The organism is Micromonospora sp. C28SCA-DRY-2, from assembly GCF_030519475.1.
Classification (GTDB): Bacteria; Actinomycetota; Actinomycetes; order Mycobacteriales; family Micromonosporaceae; genus Micromonospora.
This window is the reverse complement of sequence record NZ_JAUMKD010000001.1, coordinates 674,225-691,113: the sequence shown is the minus strand read 5'-3', so window position 1 is coordinate 691,113 and position 16,889 is coordinate 674,225. Positions and strand designations below refer to the sequence as shown.

General features: G+C 74.3%; 18 protein-coding genes and 1 pseudogene. 15 read left to right on the top strand and 4 right to left on the bottom strand.

What is annotated here, in order from left to right:
- The first annotated feature begins 65 nt into the window (after positions 1 to 65).
- The 12 genes from proS (at position 66) to Q3W71_RS03060 (ending at position 8,434) form a co-directional block, all read left to right on the top strand.
- Entirely contained in the window at positions 66 to 1,472 is a 1,407-nt protein-coding gene (proS, locus tag Q3W71_RS03115) for a proline--tRNA ligase (RefSeq protein ID WP_302917743.1), read from the top strand.
- 118 nt (positions 1,473 to 1,590) lie between these two features.
- A complete protein-coding gene (locus Q3W71_RS03110; protein WP_302917742.1) occupies positions 1,591 to 2,238 on the top strand; it encodes a DUF402 domain-containing protein in 648 nt (215 codons plus the stop codon).
- 266 nt (positions 2,239 to 2,504) lie between these two features.
- The gene (gene rpsP / locus Q3W71_RS03105) at positions 2,505 to 2,963 is read left to right on the top strand and encodes a 30S ribosomal protein S16 (protein ID WP_088995517.1); all 459 of its coding nucleotides are present in this window, start codon (positions 2,505 to 2,507) and stop codon (positions 2,961 to 2,963) included.
- Entirely contained in the window at positions 2,938 to 3,198 is a 261-nt protein-coding gene (locus tag Q3W71_RS03100; RefSeq protein WP_302917741.1) for an RNA-binding protein, read from the top strand. Before rpsP ends, Q3W71_RS03100 begins: the two co-directional genes overlap by 26 nt.
- A 2-nt stretch (positions 3,199 to 3,200) precedes the next feature.
- A complete protein-coding gene (gene rimM / locus Q3W71_RS03095) occupies positions 3,201 to 3,758 on the top strand; it encodes a ribosome maturation factor RimM (RefSeq protein WP_302918713.1) in 558 nt (185 codons plus the stop codon).
- A 19-nt stretch (positions 3,759 to 3,777) separates the two neighbouring features.
- The gene (gene trmD, locus Q3W71_RS03090) at positions 3,778 to 4,551 is read left to right on the top strand and encodes a tRNA (guanosine(37)-N1)-methyltransferase TrmD (RefSeq protein WP_109899947.1); all 774 of its coding nucleotides are present in this window, start codon (positions 3,778 to 3,780) and stop codon (positions 4,549 to 4,551) included.
- Positions 4,552 to 4,694: 143 nt separating this feature from the next.
- Entirely contained in the window at positions 4,695 to 5,051 is a 357-nt protein-coding gene (gene rplS / locus Q3W71_RS03085) for a 50S ribosomal protein L19 (protein ID WP_302917740.1), read from the top strand.
- 184 nt (positions 5,052 to 5,235) lie between these two features.
- The gene (gene lepB / locus Q3W71_RS03080; protein ID WP_302917739.1) at positions 5,236 to 6,108 is read left to right on the top strand and encodes a signal peptidase I; all 873 of its coding nucleotides are present in this window, start codon (positions 5,236 to 5,238) and stop codon (positions 6,106 to 6,108) included.
- Positions 6,109 to 6,118: 10 nt separating this feature from the next.
- On the top strand, positions 6,119 to 6,754 hold the full coding sequence (lepB, locus tag Q3W71_RS03075) for a signal peptidase I (RefSeq protein WP_302917738.1): 636 nt from the start codon (positions 6,119 to 6,121) through the stop codon (positions 6,752 to 6,754).
- Between the two features lie 77 nt (positions 6,755 to 6,831).
- Positions 6,832 to 7,308, top strand: a complete 477-nt coding sequence (locus Q3W71_RS03070; RefSeq protein ID WP_302917737.1) for an NUDIX hydrolase — start codon at positions 6,832 to 6,834, stop codon at positions 7,306 to 7,308.
- The gene (locus tag Q3W71_RS03065) at positions 7,302 to 8,114 is read left to right on the top strand and encodes a ribonuclease HII (RefSeq protein ID WP_302917736.1); all 813 of its coding nucleotides are present in this window, start codon (positions 7,302 to 7,304) and stop codon (positions 8,112 to 8,114) included. Before Q3W71_RS03070 ends, Q3W71_RS03065 begins: the two co-directional genes overlap by 7 nt.
- Positions 8,111 to 8,434, top strand: a complete 324-nt coding sequence (locus Q3W71_RS03060; protein WP_007075222.1) for a DUF2469 domain-containing protein — start codon at positions 8,111 to 8,113, stop codon at positions 8,432 to 8,434. Before Q3W71_RS03065 ends, Q3W71_RS03060 begins: the two co-directional genes overlap by 4 nt.
- A gap of 162 nt (positions 8,435 to 8,596) precedes the next feature.
- Here Q3W71_RS03060 and Q3W71_RS03055 read toward each other — a convergent pair whose 3' ends face one another.
- Positions 8,597 to 9,703, bottom strand: coding sequence for a sulfite oxidase (locus Q3W71_RS03055; protein WP_302917735.1), 1,107 nt, complete (start codon positions 9,701 to 9,703; stop codon positions 8,597 to 8,599).
- 218 nt (positions 9,704 to 9,921) lie between these two features.
- On the bottom strand, positions 9,922 to 10,566 hold the full coding sequence (locus tag Q3W71_RS03050) for a class I SAM-dependent methyltransferase (RefSeq protein WP_302917734.1): 645 nt from the start codon (positions 10,564 to 10,566) through the stop codon (positions 9,922 to 9,924).
- 142 nt (positions 10,567 to 10,708) lie between these two features.
- Here Q3W71_RS03050 and Q3W71_RS03045 point away from each other — a divergent pair.
- A pseudogene (locus Q3W71_RS03045) lies at positions 10,709 to 11,350 on the top strand (murein hydrolase activator EnvC); the annotation flags it as partial.
- Positions 11,351 to 11,413: 63 nt separating this feature from the next.
- Here Q3W71_RS03045 and Q3W71_RS03040 read toward each other — a convergent pair.
- Positions 11,414 to 12,595, bottom strand: coding sequence for an aminotransferase class V-fold PLP-dependent enzyme (locus tag Q3W71_RS03040; RefSeq protein ID WP_302917733.1), 1,182 nt, complete (start codon positions 12,593 to 12,595; stop codon positions 11,414 to 11,416).
- Positions 12,596 to 12,703: 108 nt separating this feature from the next.
- The gene (locus tag Q3W71_RS03035) at positions 12,704 to 13,894 is read right to left on the bottom strand and encodes a tyrosine-type recombinase/integrase (RefSeq protein ID WP_302917732.1); all 1,191 of its coding nucleotides are present in this window, start codon (positions 13,892 to 13,894) and stop codon (positions 12,704 to 12,706) included.
- A 519-nt stretch (positions 13,895 to 14,413) separates the two neighbouring features.
- Here Q3W71_RS03035 and Q3W71_RS03030 point away from each other — a divergent pair.
- Both Q3W71_RS03030 and Q3W71_RS03025 read left to right on the top strand, forming a co-directional pair.
- The gene (locus Q3W71_RS03030; protein ID WP_302917731.1) at positions 14,414 to 14,755 is read left to right on the top strand and encodes a hypothetical protein; all 342 of its coding nucleotides are present in this window, start codon (positions 14,414 to 14,416) and stop codon (positions 14,753 to 14,755) included.
- A 695-nt stretch (positions 14,756 to 15,450) separates the two neighbouring features.
- A complete protein-coding gene (locus Q3W71_RS03025; protein ID WP_302917730.1) occupies positions 15,451 to 16,809 on the top strand; it encodes a M28 family peptidase in 1,359 nt (452 codons plus the stop codon).
- The last annotated feature ends 80 nt before the right edge of the window (positions 16,810 to 16,889 follow it).

Below are 16,889 nucleotides of genomic sequence, written 5' to 3'. Positions count from 1 at the left end.
GCGCGCGCGTGGCGCGGGCCGCCCGATCGCGTCGGGCGGCCGGGCGGCGCATAGGATGTGCGGTCATGGCACGCGTGCTCACTCCCCGTGCGGAGGACTTTCCCCGCTGGTACCAGGACCTGATCGCCAAGGCGAAGCTGGCCGACAACGGCCCGGTCCGGGGGACCATGGTGATCCGACCGGCCGGCTACGCCATCTGGGAGCGGATGCAGGCCGAGATGGACGCCCGGATCAAGGCGGCCGGCGCGGAGAACGCGTACTTCCCGCTCTTCATCCCGGAGAACTACCTCAAGCGGGAGGCCGAGCACGTCGAGGGCTTCTCGCCGGAGCTGGCGGTGGTCACCCACGGTGGCGGCAAGCAGCTCGCCGAGCCGGTCGTGGTCCGCCCCACCAGCGAGACGGTGATCGGCGAGTTCATGGCCAAGTGGATCGACTCGTACCGGGACCTGCCGCTGCTGCTCAACCAGTGGGCCAACGTGGTCCGCTGGGAGCTACGCCCCCGGATCTTCCTGCGCACCAGCGAGTTCCTCTGGCAGGAGGGGCACACCGCGCACGCCACCCGGGACGACGCCCGCGCCTACGCCCGGCGGATCCTGCACGAGGCGTACGAGGACCTGATGGTCAACGTGCTCGGCATCCCGGTGGTGGTCGGCCTGAAGACCGCCCGCGAGCGCTTCGCCGGGGCCACCGCCACCTACACCTGCGAAGGCATGATGGGCGACGGCAAGGCGCTCCAGCTGGGCACCAGCCACGAGCTGGGGCAGAACTTCGCCAAGGCCTTCGACATCAGCTACTCCTCCGCCGAGGGCGGCCGGGAGCACGCCTGGACCACCTCCTGGGGCACCTCCACCCGGATGCTCGGCGGCCTGATCATGTGCCACGGCGACGACAACGGCCTGCGGGTGCCGCCGAAGCTGGCGCCGGTGCAGGCGTACGTCATGGTGGTCAAGGACGGCGAGGGCGTCGGGGAGGCGGCGGCCAAGCTGCGCGACGGCCTGCGCGACGCCGGTGTCCGGGTGGCGCTCGACGACCGCACCGACACCCCGTTCGGCCGCCGGGCGGTCGACGCCGAGCTGCGCGGCTACCCGATCCGCGTCGAGGTCGGCCCGCGCGACCTGGCCGCCGGCAACGCGGTGGTGGTCCGGCGTACGGACGGCTCGAAGTCCCCGGTGCCGGTGGCCGACGTGGTCGGCGCGGTGCTGGCCGCGCTGGAGGCCGACCAGCAGGCGCTGCACGACCAGGCGCTGGCCCACCGCCAGGCCCGGACCACCGAGGTGAGCACCCTCGCCGAGGCGATCGAGGCGGCGGCCACCGGCTGGGCCCGGGTGCCGTGGTCGGCGGTCGGCGTCCAGGGCGAGGCCGAGGCGAACGGCCAGGGCGTGACGGTGCGCTGCCTGGTCCGCGCCGACGGCTCGGTGCCCGACAGCGAGGACGAGCCCGACCTGGTCGCCATCCTGGCCCGCGCCTACTGACCCACCCGTCCGGCAGCCGGTCCCGCCTCGGCGGGGCCGGCTGCCGCGTTTCCGGCCGCGGGTCCGGTTTCGGCTCGGGCCCGCGGCGGCCGGCACGCCCGCCGGTAGGGTCGCACCCGTGAGGTTCGAACCCGGGCGGTTGATCGTGCACCGCAACGTGCGGCGCGGCCGGATCGGCTGGGTCCGCCCGGCCCGGGTGGTCAGCGACGACGACCGGGGCCTGCTGCTGTGGATCGCCCGGGACACCCCGGTGGCCAACGAGGTCACCGCGGCCGGGCTGGGCATGCGGGCGATGCCGTTCGCCGACTGGATCGCCGCGTCGTACCGGCTGGCGGTGGGCCGGTGGAACGGGCCGCCGCTGCTGAAGTTCCTGCCCACCGGCGCGGCCCACTCCGTCTGGTGGTTCCGCGACGCGCGCGACCGCTTCGCCACCTGGTACGTCAACCTGGAGGAGCCGGGGGTGCGCTGGGACGACGGCACGCTCGCCGGGGTGGACGTGGTCGACCAGGACCTCGACGTGCTGGTCCGCCCGGACCGCAGCTGGGAGTGGAAGGACGAGGAGGAGTTCGTCGAGCGGCTGGCCTACCCCGACGACTACTGGGTGGCCGACGAGAACGCCGTCCGGGCCGAGGGCAAGCGGGTGATCGCGCTGGCCGAGGCGGGGGAGTTCCCGTTCGACGGCACCTGGTGCGACTTCACCCCGCCGCCGCACTGGACCGCCCCGGAGGCGTTGCCGGCCGGCTGGGACCGCCCGCCGGTGCGCTGACCGGGCCCGCGGTGGCCGCGCCGCTGGTGTGTTTTCGGTCACCTCGACCGCCCGTCGGGTGACCTGTGCCGGTCCGGTGTGAGAGATCCGGGCCGGATCTGGCAGAATGGCTGGCTGGTATCCGGCGTGTGCCCGGCGCCCTCTAACCCGGGCACGTCGCCAGTCCACCGAGTAGTCTCCGGCCCAACCCCACTGTGCCGGTCGGCGCTCACCCGTGCACACCGCCCGTACCGGGCCGGTGAGATCGCAACAGGAGCGAAACAACTGTGGCCGTAAAGATCCGGCTTCTGCGGATGGGCAAGATCCGCAACCCGCAGTACCGCATCGTCGTCGCCGACTCGCGCACCAAGCGCGACGGCCGGGCGATCGAGTTCGTCGGGATCTACCAGCCGAAGGAAGACCCTTCGGTGATCGAGGTCAAGTCGGACCGGGTCCAGTACTGGCTGTCCGTCGGCGCCCAGCCGAGCGAGGCGGTGCAGCGGCTGCTGGAGCTGACCGGTGACTGGCAGAAGTTCAAGGGCCTGCCGGCCCCGCCGCCGCTGAAGGTCGCCCCCGAGCGGGCCGACCGCACCGCGGCGTACGAGGCCGAGGCGAAGGCCGCGGCCGGGCTGGCCGAGGCTCCGGCCAAGCCGGCCAAGAAGGCCGCCAAGGCCGAGGCTCCGGCCGCCGAGGAGGCGCCGAAGACCGAGGAGCAGGCCGGTGCGGACTCCGGCGAACAGGCCTGACGTGGCTCTGCGTCCGGCGCTGGAGCACCTGGTCAAGGGCATCGTCGACCACCCGGACGATGTCCGCGTCCGGCTGGTCGACAACCGTCGGGGCAAGCGGCTGGAAGTCCGCGTGCACCCCGAGGACCTCGGCACGGTGATCGGGCGGTCCGGCCGGACCGCCAAGGCGCTGCGCCAGGTGATCGGCTCCATCGGTGGGCGCGGCGTACGCGTCGACATCGTCGACTCGTACTGATGCTGCTCATCGTCGGCAGGATCGGTAAGCCGCACGGCATCCGCGGTGAGGTCACCGTGGAGGTGCGGACCGACGAACCCGAAGCGCGGTTCGCCCCCGGCATGGTGCTGCGCACCGAGCCGGGGGCGACACCCCCGCCGCCCTCGCCGTCCGCGGGGCCGGGGGTGCCGTTCCGGGTGCCCGCCGAACTGACCGTGGAGTCCGCCCGGTGGCACCAGGGCCGGCTGCTGGTCGCCTTCGACGGTGTGCTGGACCGCGATGTCGCCGAGGCGCTGCGCGGCACCCTGCTCGGGGTGGACAGCGCCGACGTGGCCCCGCCGGAGGATCCGGAGGAGTTCCACGACCACCAGCTCGTCGGGCTGGCCGCGGTCACCCCGACCGGCGAGCGGCTCGGCGAGGTGGCCCGGATCGACCACGCGCCCGCCTCCGACCTGCTGGTGCTGCGCCGCCCCGAGGGGAAGACCGCGCTCATCCCGTTCGTCAAGGCGATCGTTCCCGAGGTCGACCTGGCCGGTGGCCGCGTGGTCGTCGACCCGCCGGCCGGTCTGCTCGACCTCTAGCCCGCCGGAGCACCCCCGCATGCGCGTCGACATCGTGTCGATCTTCCCGGAGTACCTCGCCCCGCTGGAGCTGTCGCTCATCGGCAAGGCCCGGGCCAACGGCACCCTCAGGCTGGCCGTACACGATCTGCGCACCTGGACCCACGACGTGCACCGCACTGTCGACGACACCCCGTACGGCGGCGGACCGGGCATGGTGATGCGGCCGGAGCCGTGGGGCGAGGCGCTCGACGCGCTCGCGCCGGCGGAGCTGACCCCGCCGCGACTGCTGGTGCCGTCCCCGGTGGGCGTCCCGTTCACCCAGGCGCTCGCCTACGAACTGGCCGCCGAGCCGCACCTGCTCTTCGCCTGCGGCCGGTACGAGGGCATCGACCAGCGGGTGCTCGACCACGCCGCCACCCGGATGCCGGTCACCGAGGTCTCCCTCGGCGACTACGTGCTCTTCGGCGGCGAGGTGGCGGTGCTGGTGATCCTGGAGGCGGTCACCCGGCTGCTGCCCGGGGTGCTCGGCAACGCCGGCTCGCTGGACGAGGAGTCGCACGCGCACGGCCTGCTGGAGGCCCCGGTCTACACCAAGCCGCCGAGCTGGCGCGGCCTGGACGTGCCGGAGGTGCTCCGCTCCGGCGACCACGGCCGGATCGCCCGCTGGCGGCGGGAGGAGGGGCTGGTCCGCACCGCGCGCCGCCGGCCCGACCTGCTGGCCGCGCTGGACCCGGAGCGCCTGGACAAACGGGACGTCGCGGCGTTGGAGCGGGCCGGATTTCAGCCGCCACCGGGGGATGTGGCAAAGTAGAGGGGTTGCCGCATCCGGCCGCGCCGCGGACGGCTGCGAGGATCTCCGACCGGGGTCGGCGCCACCGATCACCACCCGGGGATCAGAATCACCCACCCGCGCACCGACTGACGGTGCGCCGTGAGCCTCACGAGGTTGCTGCGATGAACATCCTGGACGCCCTTGACGCCCAGTCGAAGCGGACCGACGTCCCCGACTTCCGGGCAGGTGACACCGTCAAGGTGCACGCCCGGGTGGTCGAGGGCAACCGGTCCCGTGTCCAGATCTTCCAGGGCGTGGTCATCCGCCGCCAGGGTGACGGCCTGCGCGAGACCTTCTCGGTCCGCAAGGTGAGCTTCGGTGTCGGCGTCGAGCGGACCTACCCGGTCAACAGCCCGGCCATCGACCGGATCGAGGTCGTCACCCGCGGTGACGTCCGCCGCGCCAAGCTCTACTACCTGCGCGAGCTGCGGGGCAAGAAGGCCAAGATCAAGGAGAAGCGCGAGAAGCAGCCGAGCTGACCTTCCGCTCGCCACGCCGCCCGAGCTGCGCGTATGTCGTACGACCCGGCCCACACTACGCTGGGCGTACGGGCGCAGCGGGGCGGTCGCCCCGCGACAGCGGCGGGGAGACGTCCACTACCGCCCGGGGAGCCTCGACAGGGTTCCCGGGCGGTAGTGTCATTTCTGCGGACCGGGGAGTGGCGTGGTGCGGACGCTTGACGAGGGCGGCGCTGTCGATCCGTGGCGTCGGCGGGCCCGCCGCGGCCGCCGGCAGATGCCGCTCTGGCAGGAACTGCCGCTGCTGCTGGTCGTCGCGTTCTGCCTGGCGGTGCTGATCCGCACCTTCCTGCTCCAGGCGTTCTTCATCCCCTCCGGTTCGATGGAGGACACCCTCCTCGTCGGCGACCGGGTCCTGGTCAACAAGGTGGTCTACGACGTCCGCGACCCGAAGCGGGGCGAGGTGGTGGTGTTCCGGGGCACCGACCGCTGGGCCCCGCAGGTCGACGAGGAGCCCGACCCGGGTTTCCTCGGCAAGCTCGGCCGCACCGTCGGCGACCTGGTCGGGGTGAGCCGCCCCGGCGAGAAGGACTTCATCAAGCGGGTCATCGGGCTGCCCGGCGACCGGGTGAAGTGCTGCGACGAGCAGGGCCGGGTAACCGTCAACGGCACCCCGCTCGACGAGACGTACGTGGTGCGCGACTCCCCGCTGGACATCCCGCCGAACCCCCGCGAGTGCCGTTCCCGGCGCTTCGCCGAGGTGGTCGTCCCGCCCGGCCAGATCTTCGTGATGGGCGACCACCGGCTGGTCTCCCAGGACGCCCGCTGCCAGGGCCCGGTGCCGATCGAGAACGTCGTCGGCCGGGCCTTCACGGTGGTGTGGCCGTCGTCGCGGTGGAGCGCCCTCTCGGTGCCCGAGACCTTCGCCGACGTACGCGCGCCGGCCGTGGCCGCCCCCGACGGCCCGCCGCCGGTGCGACCCACCCCGGAGGGCGGAGTCGTCCTGCTCCTCCCGCTCACGGCCGCGCTGTGGCGTTCTCGCGCGTTCCGGACGGTGACGTCCAGCCGGGCAACGTAGGCTCCATCCCGTGATTGACGAGCAGACCGACAAGCCCCGCAGCTCCTTCTGGAAGGAGCTGCCCATTCTCCTGGGCGTGGCGATCCTGGTCGCGGTACTGGTGCGTGCCTTCGTGCTGCAGACCTTCTTCATCCCCTCGCCGTCCATGGAGAACACGCTCCAGATCGACGATCGGGTGCTGGTCAACAAGCTGGTGTACGACTTCCGCTCGCCCCGCCGGGGCGAGGTCATCGTGTTCAAGGCGCCGCTGGAGTGGAGCAGCAACCCCGACGGCGAGGACTTCATCAAGCGGGTGATCGGCGTCGGCGGCGACCACGTGGTCTGCTGCGACCCGCAGGACCGGCTGGTGATCAACGGCAAGCCGCTCGACGAGCCGTACATCTTCTCCGCCGACGGGCAGCGGGACAAGCCGGCCGACCAGGAGTTCGACATCACCGTGCCAGAGGGCCGGCTCTGGGTGATGGGCGACCACCGGTCCGCCTCCGGCGACTCGCTGGAGCACTGGCAGCAGTCCGGGCAGGACATCACCGTGGCCACCATCGACGAGGACGAGGTCGTCGGGCGGGCGTTCACCGTCTTCTGGCCGGTCAGCCGGGCCACCTGGCTGAGCGTGCCGAAGCAGTACGAGGGCATCCCGAACTCCTGAGCGCCGCCGCCGGCGCGCGGCGGGCCGATCCGGGCGGGGGCGTGGGCGTTGTCGGCGGCGTCTGGCAGGCTGGGGCGGTGACGGTCTACACCCCTCGGCGCGCGGCCCGCGTGCTGCTCGTCGACGCGACCGGTCGGGTGCTGCTCTTCGCCGGCTTCGACCCGGCCCGGCCCGACCACCGCTACTGGTTCACCCCGGGCGGCGGCCTGGATCCGGGGGAGTCCCCGGCGGCCGGGGCCGCCCGTGAGCTGGCCGAGGAGACCGGGCTGCGGCTGACCCCCGAGCAGGTCGGCGAGCCGGTCTGGCGGGACACCGTCGAGTTCCCCTTCGACGGGGTCTGGTACCGGCAGGAGCAGGAGTTCTTCCTGGTCCGGGTGCCGGCCTGGGAGGTGGACACGACCGGCTTCAGCGACGTCGAGCGGGCCAGCGTGGACGGGCACCGCTGGTGGCCGGTCGACGAGCTGGCCGCCACCGACGAGCGCTACTACCCGCCCGACCTGCCCGCGGTGCTGGCCCGGGTGCTCTCGGCCCCCGCCGGAGGTGCCCCGTGCTGACCCCGCCGCGCACCGTGGTGCGCCGCGAGGCCGGGCTCTACGCGCTGGAGCGGGCGCTGCAGCGGCGCGGCTTCCGGCACGTGGCCGGGGCCGACGAGGCCGGCCGGGGCGCCTGCGCCGGTCCGCTGGTCGCCGCCGCGGCGATCCTGCCCGAGGGGCGCCGCGGCGAGATCGACGGGCTGGCCGACTCCAAGCTGCTCACCCCGGCCAGCCGGGAACGGGTGTACGAGGAGGTGGTCGCCCGGGCGCTGGCGTACGCCGTGGTGGTCATCCCGGCCGAGGAGGTCGACGCCCGCGGCCTGCACGTGTGCAACCTGGCGGCGATGCGCCGGGCGCTGGCCTCGCTGACCACCCGGCCCGAGTACGTGCTGACCGACGGCTTCGGGGTGGACGGCCTGGACGTGCCGGGGCTGGCGGTCTGGAAGGGCGACCGGGTGGCCGCCTGCGTGGCGGCGGCCAGCGTGCTGGCCAAGGTCACCCGGGACCGGATCATGGTCGAGCTGGACGAGACGTTCCCCGCCTACGGGTTCGCCGAGCACAAGGGTTACATCACGCCCGAGCACAGCGCGGCGCTGCGCGAGCACGGTCCGTGCCGGGAGCACCGGTTCTCGTACGTCAACGTGGCCGCCGTGTCCGGGCGCGACGGCCGCCCACCGCGCTCGCGTCGGCCGGTGGGCGCAAGCCCGGACGAGCCGATGGAGCACTTCGGCGCGGCAAGGGGTACCGTCGGCGTGGCGTTGGGCGAGCAGCCTCGGCCCTCGGCGCCGGTGGGGGAAGATGTGGTCATGGAAGGCGGAGTGCGATGAGCGCGGAAGATCTCGAGAAGTACGAGACCGAGATGGAGCTGCAGCTCTACCGGGAGTACCGCGACATTGTCCGCCAGTTCTCCTACGTGGTGGAGACGGAACGCCGCTTCTACCTCGCCAACCAGGTCGACCTGCACGTGCGCAACTCCGACGGCGAGGTCTACTTCGAGGTCGAGATGCACGACGCCTGGGTGTGGGACATGTACCGCCCCGCGCGGTTCGTGAAGAATGTCCGGGTGATGACGTTCAAGGACGTCAACGTCGAGGAGCTGGAGAAGCCCGACATCTCGCTCCCCGCCGACTCCGGCTTCGGCGGCTGACCCACCCCCGTCGGCCCCCCACCGCCGACCACACCCCACCTCTCCGCGCTGCGCCCCCCCGGGTAGCCGGCCCATTTGATCATAAGGTTGTTGTCGCGACACGCCGTGGCGCCCGACAACAACTCCATGATCGACTCGACCTAGCCGGCCTGGGATGGAGGGTCAGGTGGGGATGACCGCGACCTGGACTCGTTGGACGAGGTTGTTGGCGAAGCCGCCCCGGTTCCAGGGCTGCTCGACCGGCTGGGTCCGGCCGGTGGCGTCGGTGGCCCGGGCGCTCAGCACGTGCCGGCCCGGCCGCGCGTCCCACTCGTAGCGCCAGCGCCGCCAGGCGAACTCCCCACCGGCCGGTTCGTCCAGGATGGCCGGCGCCCAGCTCGCGCCGCCGTCGGTGGTGACCTCGACCGCCACCACCGGGGCGTGGCCGGACCAGGCCCGACCGTCCAGGGTGCACGGACCCGGCCGGAGCACCCGGGTGCGGGACATGAAGTCGGGGAAACCGGGCGGGCGGACCAGCGCGCGCGGCTCGATCCGGGTCACCGGCACGCCCGGGTCGTCGGCGTCCTGCCGCAGCCGGTAGGCCACCGCGTTCTGGTAGCCGGTGAAGGGCTCGGTCAGCACGGTGATCGAGCGCAGCCACTTGACGTGCGCCATGCCGTACCAGCCGGGCACGATCAGCCGCAGCGGAGCGCCGTGCTGCGGCAGCAGGGGAGCGCCGTTCATCTCGTACGCCAGCAGCACCTCCTCGCGCAGCGCCTCGGCGACCGGCAGCCCGCGCTGGTAGTCCTGCTCGACGCCCCGCTCCACGCCGTGGTCGGCGCCGGTGAAGACCACGTCCACCGCGTCGGCGTCGAGGCCCGCCTCGCGCAGCAGCGGCGCCAGCGGGGTACCGGTCCACTCCGCGTTGCCGACCGCCTCCACCAGCCACGGCTGGCTGACCGGGCGGGGATGCAGCAGCGCCCGCCCGTTGCCCGCGCACTCCAGCGTCACCCGGTGGGTGACCCGGGGCCGGGCCCGCAGGTCGGCCAGGTCGAGGGTGAGGGGGCGCTCCACCGCGCCGTCCACCCGTAGGGTGTGCCCGGCCGGGTCGAGATCCGGGATGTCGTAGTGGATGAGCAGGTAGTGCAGGCCGGCCGGGGTCACGTCGTAGCGGAGCGCCTCCAGCGGGATGCCGTGGTTGCGGGCCGCCAGTTGCAGTTCCTCGGCGCTGATCGCCTCGTCCGGCTCGGCCAGCCGGGACGGCCGGCTCACCTCGTCCACAGTGGTCATGGTCGCCTCCCCGGTCCGCGACGGCGGCGCCTCGCCGTACCGGGACCAGCCTAGAACCTCCCGCCGGACGCCGGACCGGCGCGTGGTCGCCGGTTTCCGGGCGTGCCCGGTTGGGTGCTGGACGGCCTGTTTCCGGGCGTGCCCGGTTGGGTGCTGGACGGCCTGTTGCGGGGCGTGCCCGGTTGGGTGCTGGACGGCCTGTTTCGGGGCGCGCCGGGTCAGGGCCGGGTGCCGTCGTCGACGAACTCGAACATGGTCACCCCGGCCGGCAGCGGCCGGGGCTCGCCGTGGAAGCGGTGCACGCCCACGCCGACACCGTCGGCCGGGCTGCTCACCGCCACCGGGACGAAGCCCTCCTCGGCGAACCAGTCGCAGATCGTCGGCACCAGGTCCGGGCTGCGCCGGTGCCGGGTCCAGAAGACCGTCCCGCCGGTGGCGCAGAGCGCCGCGCAGTGCCGCACGGTGCGGCGGATGTCCGTCTCGGAGATGTTGCCGAACACCCCGCAGACCAGCACCAGGTCCGCCGGCGCCAGGTCGGCGTACGCGTCGGTGCGGGCGGCGTCGCCGACCACCACCTCCACCCGGGTCAGGCCGGCGTCGGCGGCGGCCGTCCGGGCCAGCTCGGCGTTGCGCGGATCCAGCTCGACCAGCCGGGCGGTCACGTCGTCCCGGCGCGGATGCGCCGCCAGCACGGGGATCAGGTCCCGGCCCTGCCCGGCACAGAGACTCAGCGCGCGCAGCGGCCCCGGCCGGGCGCTGTCGAGCGCCTCCCGCAGCCGCTTCCGCAGCTCGCTCAACCGGCGGGACAGGGCCGACCCCGGCTCGTCGTAGTCGTCGTGCCAGGCGTACCAGTCCGTCGTCACCGGCCCAGCCTAGGGGCGCCCCGGGTTGCCGGCACATAGCAGATCGTCGGCCGGATCGGCGGCTGTCCACAGCGGGTTCCGCCGTCCACAGCCGGCCACCGCGGGGCGGCGAGGCGCGCTCCGTCGCGGGCAGGCTGCGCCCATGCGACCGATCCTGCTCCGTGCCGTCGCCGTGCTCTGCGCCGCCCTGGTGGCCGGCGGTCCGGAACAGCTCTCCCATCCCCCGGGCCGGGCCACCACGACCCGGACGGCCCTCCCGGGCGGCGCTGCGCCGGGTGCTCCGCCGGGCTCGTCGGCGGTCGGGCCGGTCACGGTGGCCGCGGCGGCGGTCGGGCCGGTCACGGTGGCCGCGTCGGCCGAGGGGGCCGCCCGGGTTCGGTTCCGCTGGCCGCTGGACGGCCCGCCGCGCCCGGTGCGCCGGTTCGACCCGCCGCCGCAGCCGTGGCTGCCCGGTCACCGCGGCGTCGACCTGGCCGCCGCGCCCGGCGCGACCGTGCGGGCCGCCGGCTCCGGCACTGTGCTCTTCGCCGGGCTGGTCGCCGGCCGCCCGGTGGTCACCGTCGGGCACGCCGGTGGTCTGCGGACCACCCACGAACCGGTCGATCCGGCGGTCCGCCCCGGCACCCCGGTCTCGGCCGGCACCCCGCTGGGCGCCCTGCTGGCCGGGCACGCCGGCTGCCCGGCACCGGCCTGCCTGCACTGGGGACTGCGCCGCGACGCCGAGTACCTCGACCCGCTGGCGCTGCTCGGCCTCGGACCGGTGCGACTGCTGCCGCTGTCCGGCACGGCTCCCGCCGGCGTCGTCGTCGGGGTCAGCGGCCGCGTGGGCGGCGGTTGGCCGCCGGGGTCAGCGCAGGGCGAGCAGCGGGGGCAGCCGCACCGAGAGCCGCTCGTACTCGTCGGCGGAGTTGTAGACCTGTCCACACAGGCGCAGCCAGCCGCGCCCGTCCCAGGCCATGACGGCCACCTCGGTGGCCAGCCGCTCGGCGATGCGGGCGCGCAGCGCCCGAGCCGCGTCGATGGTGGTGGCCAGGCCGGGCGGCAGCGGCACGATCCGCATGGCGATCCCCGGTCCGCCGGGGTCCGGCAGGTCGGCCGGCGCCACCCCGAGCGCGTCCCCCAGCACCCGCTGGCCGTACGCGACCAGCGCGGCGTTGTGCGCGCGTACCCGGTCGGCACCGAGGCTGCGCAGCGTGTACAGGCCCGCCGGCGCCGCCAGCCAGGCGGTGTAGTCCTGCGTCGCCTGCCACTCCACCCGCTGCGGGAACCCGGACTCCTGCTCCCAGGAGACCACCAGCGGCTCGATCCGCTCCCGCCACGACGGGGCCACCACGAGCACCGCGGTGCCGCGCGGCGCGTAGCCCCACTTGTGCAGGTTGCCCACCCAGAAGTCGGCGCCGATGCTCTCCACCGGGGTGGGCAGCATGCCCGGCGCGTGCGCGGCGTCGATCAGCACCGGGACGCCGTACTCGCGGGCCACCCCGACGATCGCGGCGACCGGGAAGAGCCGGGCGGTGGCCGAGGTGAGCTGGTCGACCACGAGCAGCCGGGTCCGGCCGGGACGCAGCCCGGCCCGGATCACCTCGACCACCTCCTCGTCGGTGGCGGCCAGCGGCACCCGCACCGTCCGGGTCACCGCCCCGGTACGCCGGCACTCGCGCCGGATGGACAGGTCGACCGCGCCGTAGCCGTGGTCGGTGGTGAGCACCTCGTCGTCCGGGCGCAGCCCGAGAGACTGGAGGACCAGCGCCGCGCCGGTGGTGGCGTTCGCGACCAGCGCCGTACCGTCCGGGTCGGCGCCGAGCGCGGTGGCCAGGTGCCGGCGGGTGTGGGTGATCCGGTCGACGAGCCCCTGGGTGAAGAAGCGCAGCGGGTTGGCCTCCATCTCGTCGCGCAGCCGCTGCTGGGCCCGTTGTACGCCGATGGGCACCGCGCCGAACGAGCCGTGGTTGAGGTGGCTGACCGCCGGATCCAGGGAGAAGAGCAGGCGGGCGCCCGGAATCGGCTCCGGCGGCTGCGGGACGCTCACCGGCTGATCGTAACCGCTGGTCGATCTTCCGCCGCCGGTTCGACCAGGGCCGCCGGGGTCGTCGACGACAGCCGGGGCGGCGGTCGGGTGTCGGGTCCTTCGCGGGTGTCAGGCGCGCGGGTGTGCCTGGCGGTAGGCGGCCCGCAGGCGCTCCACCGAGACGTGCGTGTAGATCTGGGTGCTGGCCAGCGACGAGTGGCCGAGCAGTTCCTGCACCGCGCGCAGGTCCGCGCCGCCTTCCAGCAGGTGGGTCGCGGCCGAGTGGCGCAGCCCGTGCGGACTGATCCGGGGCAGGCCGGCCGCCTCGGCGTACCCACCGACGACCCGACGGGCGGTGGTGGGGTTGAGCCGGCCACCCCTGGCGCCCAGGAAGAGGGCGTCCCGGGAGTGTGGCGTGGCCAGCACCGGGCGACCCCGGCGCAGCCACTCGTCGAGCGCCCGTTGCGCCGGGACCCCGTACGGCACCGTGCGCTCCCGGCCGCCCTTGCCGAGCACCCGCACCACCCGCCGGCCGTGGTCCACGTCGGCGGTGTCCAGGCCGCACGCCTCGCTGATCCGGACCCCGGTGCCGTAGAGCAGTTCGAGCAGGGCGCGGTCGCGCAGCAGCACCGCCTCGGCGGTCGGGTCCGCCGGCAGGTCGCCGCCGGCGCGGTCGGCGTCGGCATCTCCGCTCGGGGTGGGCTGTTCGCCGTCGCCCGCCGGGTGGCCCCGGTCGGCGCCGATGGCGGGTGCCGCGCCATCGGCGGATGTGGGCCGCGACGGCGTGCCGGTGGCGGGCGGGATAGGCGTGCCGAGGCCGGAGGGCGTTGGCCGCGACGGCGGGCCGGCCGCGATCGGCCCACCGAGAGCGGGTGGCGCCGGCCGGGAGGACGCGCCGGGAGCCTCGACGAGGGCGGCCGCCTGGTCGGCGCGGAGCACGGTGGGTAGTTCCCGCCGCGCGCGAGGGCTGGCCAGGGCGGCCGCCACGTCGGTGGGGAGCAGCCCGGAGCGGTGCGCCCAGGCGCTGAACGTCCGGGCCGCGGCCGCGCGTCGGGCCAGCGACGACCGGGCGGCACCCGTCGTACGCTGCTTCGCCAGCCAGCTGCGCAGCACCGTCAGGTCGAGTTCGGCCGGCTGGGCGCAGCCCATCCGGCTCGCGTGGTCGAGCAGCGACACCAGGTCGGCGACGTACGCCCGGATGGTGTGCGCGGAGCGGTTACGCACCCCGGCCAGGTGGGCCGCGAAGTCGTCCACCGCCTCGCGCATCGCCGCGGGCAGTGCCTCGTGCGCCGCCCGGGTGCCGTGCGACTCCCAGCTCATGCCGGCCCTGCTTCCGGCGGCGCCGTGCCCGGGCGGTCCGGCGCCCACGCCCGGACGACCGGCCGGTTCACGGTGTCGCGTCGCACGAACCCACCTTACGGTCGGCGCAGCCCGCCGGCCGAGGACGACGTGCGGGGCGAGCCCCGGCCCGACCACCCTCACCGTCCCGCTGGGTGGGTGCTTCGGGGCCGATGTCCATCGTCCGGGTGGGGGCCCGAGCCCGCGCGCCGTGCCGGATCGCCCCGGGACCTCTCGGTGAGCGCGGACAGCCGGAGCCCCGGGTTCGGTGCGCCGTCCGGCTCTCGACGCGGTGCTGGACGGCCCTGCCCACCCCTGCGGGCGGCCCAGCCCACCCCTGCGGGCCGGATCACGCGTGCGGGTACGGGATTCCGGTAACTGTCCACACCCGCCAGTGATGGATTCCGGACGCCGAGACGAGCAGACTTGTTCCACGGGGCGTGGTGAGCCCGATCGGCTCCACCCGTGCGAGCGGCCGAGCTCGACGAAGGGGGACCGGCCATGGGGGTGGAAGTCGTCCTCTACCGGGTGATCGGTGCCGGCCCCGGCCGGCGCCGGACGTCGTACGTGCCGGCCGAGGTGCTGCCCGACCCGGACGACGTGCTGCTGGACCTGATCCGGCGGGTCCGGGGCACCGGGCGCACTCCGCTGCTCGACCGGGTCGACCCGATCGGTGAGCTGCTGGTCCCCGCCGAGCAGATGACCCAGCTCCTCGCCGAACTGCGCTGCCTGGCCGACGCGGCCCGGACCACCCCGGAGCTGACCCACCTGCGCCGGTTGGACCGGCTCGCCCGGCGGTGCCGGCAGGACCGGGACATGGAGATCCGGTTCGAAGGCGACTGAACGCGACCGCCGACAAGGCACTTCTCGCCGGCGCGGACCGCTTGTCCCACCGGTCCGCCAGGTGTGGCAGCTGATCCCGAGCGAGGAACGACCCGGCCAGCCTGCTGCGGGCTTGGCGCGCGTCCCGGTGGTCCTCTGGCGGTGGGTGGGGTGGTTTGGCGCGTGGCTGTCGGTGGCCTCTGGCGGTGGGTGGGGTGGTTAGGCGCGTGGCTGTCGGTGGCCTCTGGCGGCGGACCGGGTGATCAGACGCGTCGCCGTCGGTCGCCACCTGGCCCTGGGCCGGTTGGCTACGGTGCGCCGCCGGCCGGTGCTTCCGGCCCCCGCAGCGGTCGTCGGCCGTCCACGCCGGACCCGGGTGCCACGGCGATCGGCGGGCCGGTGCGTCGGCCGCGCTGGTCGTTCTCCCAGTGGTCCGTGATCGCCGTCGACGGTGCGGGGTCCACCCCCGAAGGCCACCGCTCCGCCGCCTGACCTGGCCGGCCGGCCTGGTCAGGGCGGCTGCACGGCCCTCCGACCACCGCCCGAACGGATCTTGGGTGACTCCCGGAAGAGTGGATAGGTTCAAATTTCGGTGAGCCCGGTCACCCCCAGCGGTCGACGGGCTCCGCGCAAGATCAGGAGGATCCATGACCAACGGCGGCCATTCCGTTCCATCCTCGACCGATCCCGTTCGCTCCACCGTGAACCGACGGCGGATGCTCACCATCGCCCTCGGTGGCGCCGCCACCGTGGCCCTGCCCGCACCGGCGTGGGCGGCCGACGACCAGCGTCCCGGCGCGTACCGCGCGCCCACGCTCACCCCGGACGACCGCAAGGTCATCGCTCAGGTTTCCGCCGAGCGGACGCTGTCGCACCTGCGTGCCCTCAGCGAGGACATCGGGCCGCGCATCGGCGGGACGGCGTCCGAGCGCCGCGCCGCCGACTACATCGCCAAGGAACTGGACCACCTGGGCTACGACGTCCAGCTGGAACCGTTCGCCGTGTCGGACAAGTTCCTCGCCCAGCTCGCCTCCCCGGCCGGGCTCCCCACCGATTTGAACTGGCAGGTCGGTGCCTCCCCGCACGCCGCGCTGGACACCACTGTCAGCGGCGACGTGGTGGATGTGGGCGCCGGCGCACCGGAGAACTACCCCGCGGACGTGACCGGCCGCATCGTGCTGGTCGACTACGTGGCGGCACGCCGCGAACAACTGGTCGCCACCGCCCTGGCCCGGGGGGCCGCTGCCGTCGTGTTCCTCGCGGCCGACGGCGTACCGCCACGGCGGACCGGGGCGTTCTCCCCGACCCTGCCGGGCTCGGCCAGCTCGCCGGTACCGATCCCGGTGGTCGGGGTGGCCCAGGCACAGAAGGAGCGGCTGCGGGGCCTGCTCGCCGCCGGTCGGCTCGCGCTCACCATCTCCACCTCCGCACACCGCGGTCTGACCTCGCACAACGTTCTCGCCGAGCGGGCAGGGCGGTCGGGTGCCGGTGGGCCGGTGGTGATGGTCAGCGCCCACTACGACACGGTGATCGGCGCTCCCGGCGCCAACGACGACGGCTCCGGCACCGTCCTCTGTCTGGAACTGGCCCGGGTGCTGCGCGCGATCCCGGTCGAGGCCAACCTCCGGTTCGCCCTCTGGGGTTCGGAGGAGCAGGGGCTGGTGGGCTCCCGCTACCACGTCCGGCAGCTGCCGCAGGCGGAGCGGGACCGGATCCTCGCGGTCTACCAGAACGACATGGTGGCCACGAGCTGGGACCCGGCGACCCGGTACTGGTTGCTCTCGTACACCGGCCAGGCGAACCGGGCCACCGACGAGGTGGCGGCCGCGGCGGCCCGCCTGGGCTACGGCCCGCGGATCTCGCCCGTGACGCAGCGCGGCTCCAGCGACCACCAGCCCTTCCAGGAGGTCGGCATCGCCAGCGCCAACTTCTCCTGGCGCGGCGAGGAGACACCGGCCCTGCTGGAGCCGCCGTACCACACCCCCGAGGACACCATCGCCCGGAACATCAGCCTCGAGCGGCTCCAGGTGTCGCTCGAACTGATCGGCTGCGCCGCGTTCGCGACCGCCCGCTGAGCGCTCCCGCCCGTGCCGTGGGAGCTGACGGCAGGGGCGGGGCACCACGGCGACGGGCGCCGCGTCGGGAACGACTCCGA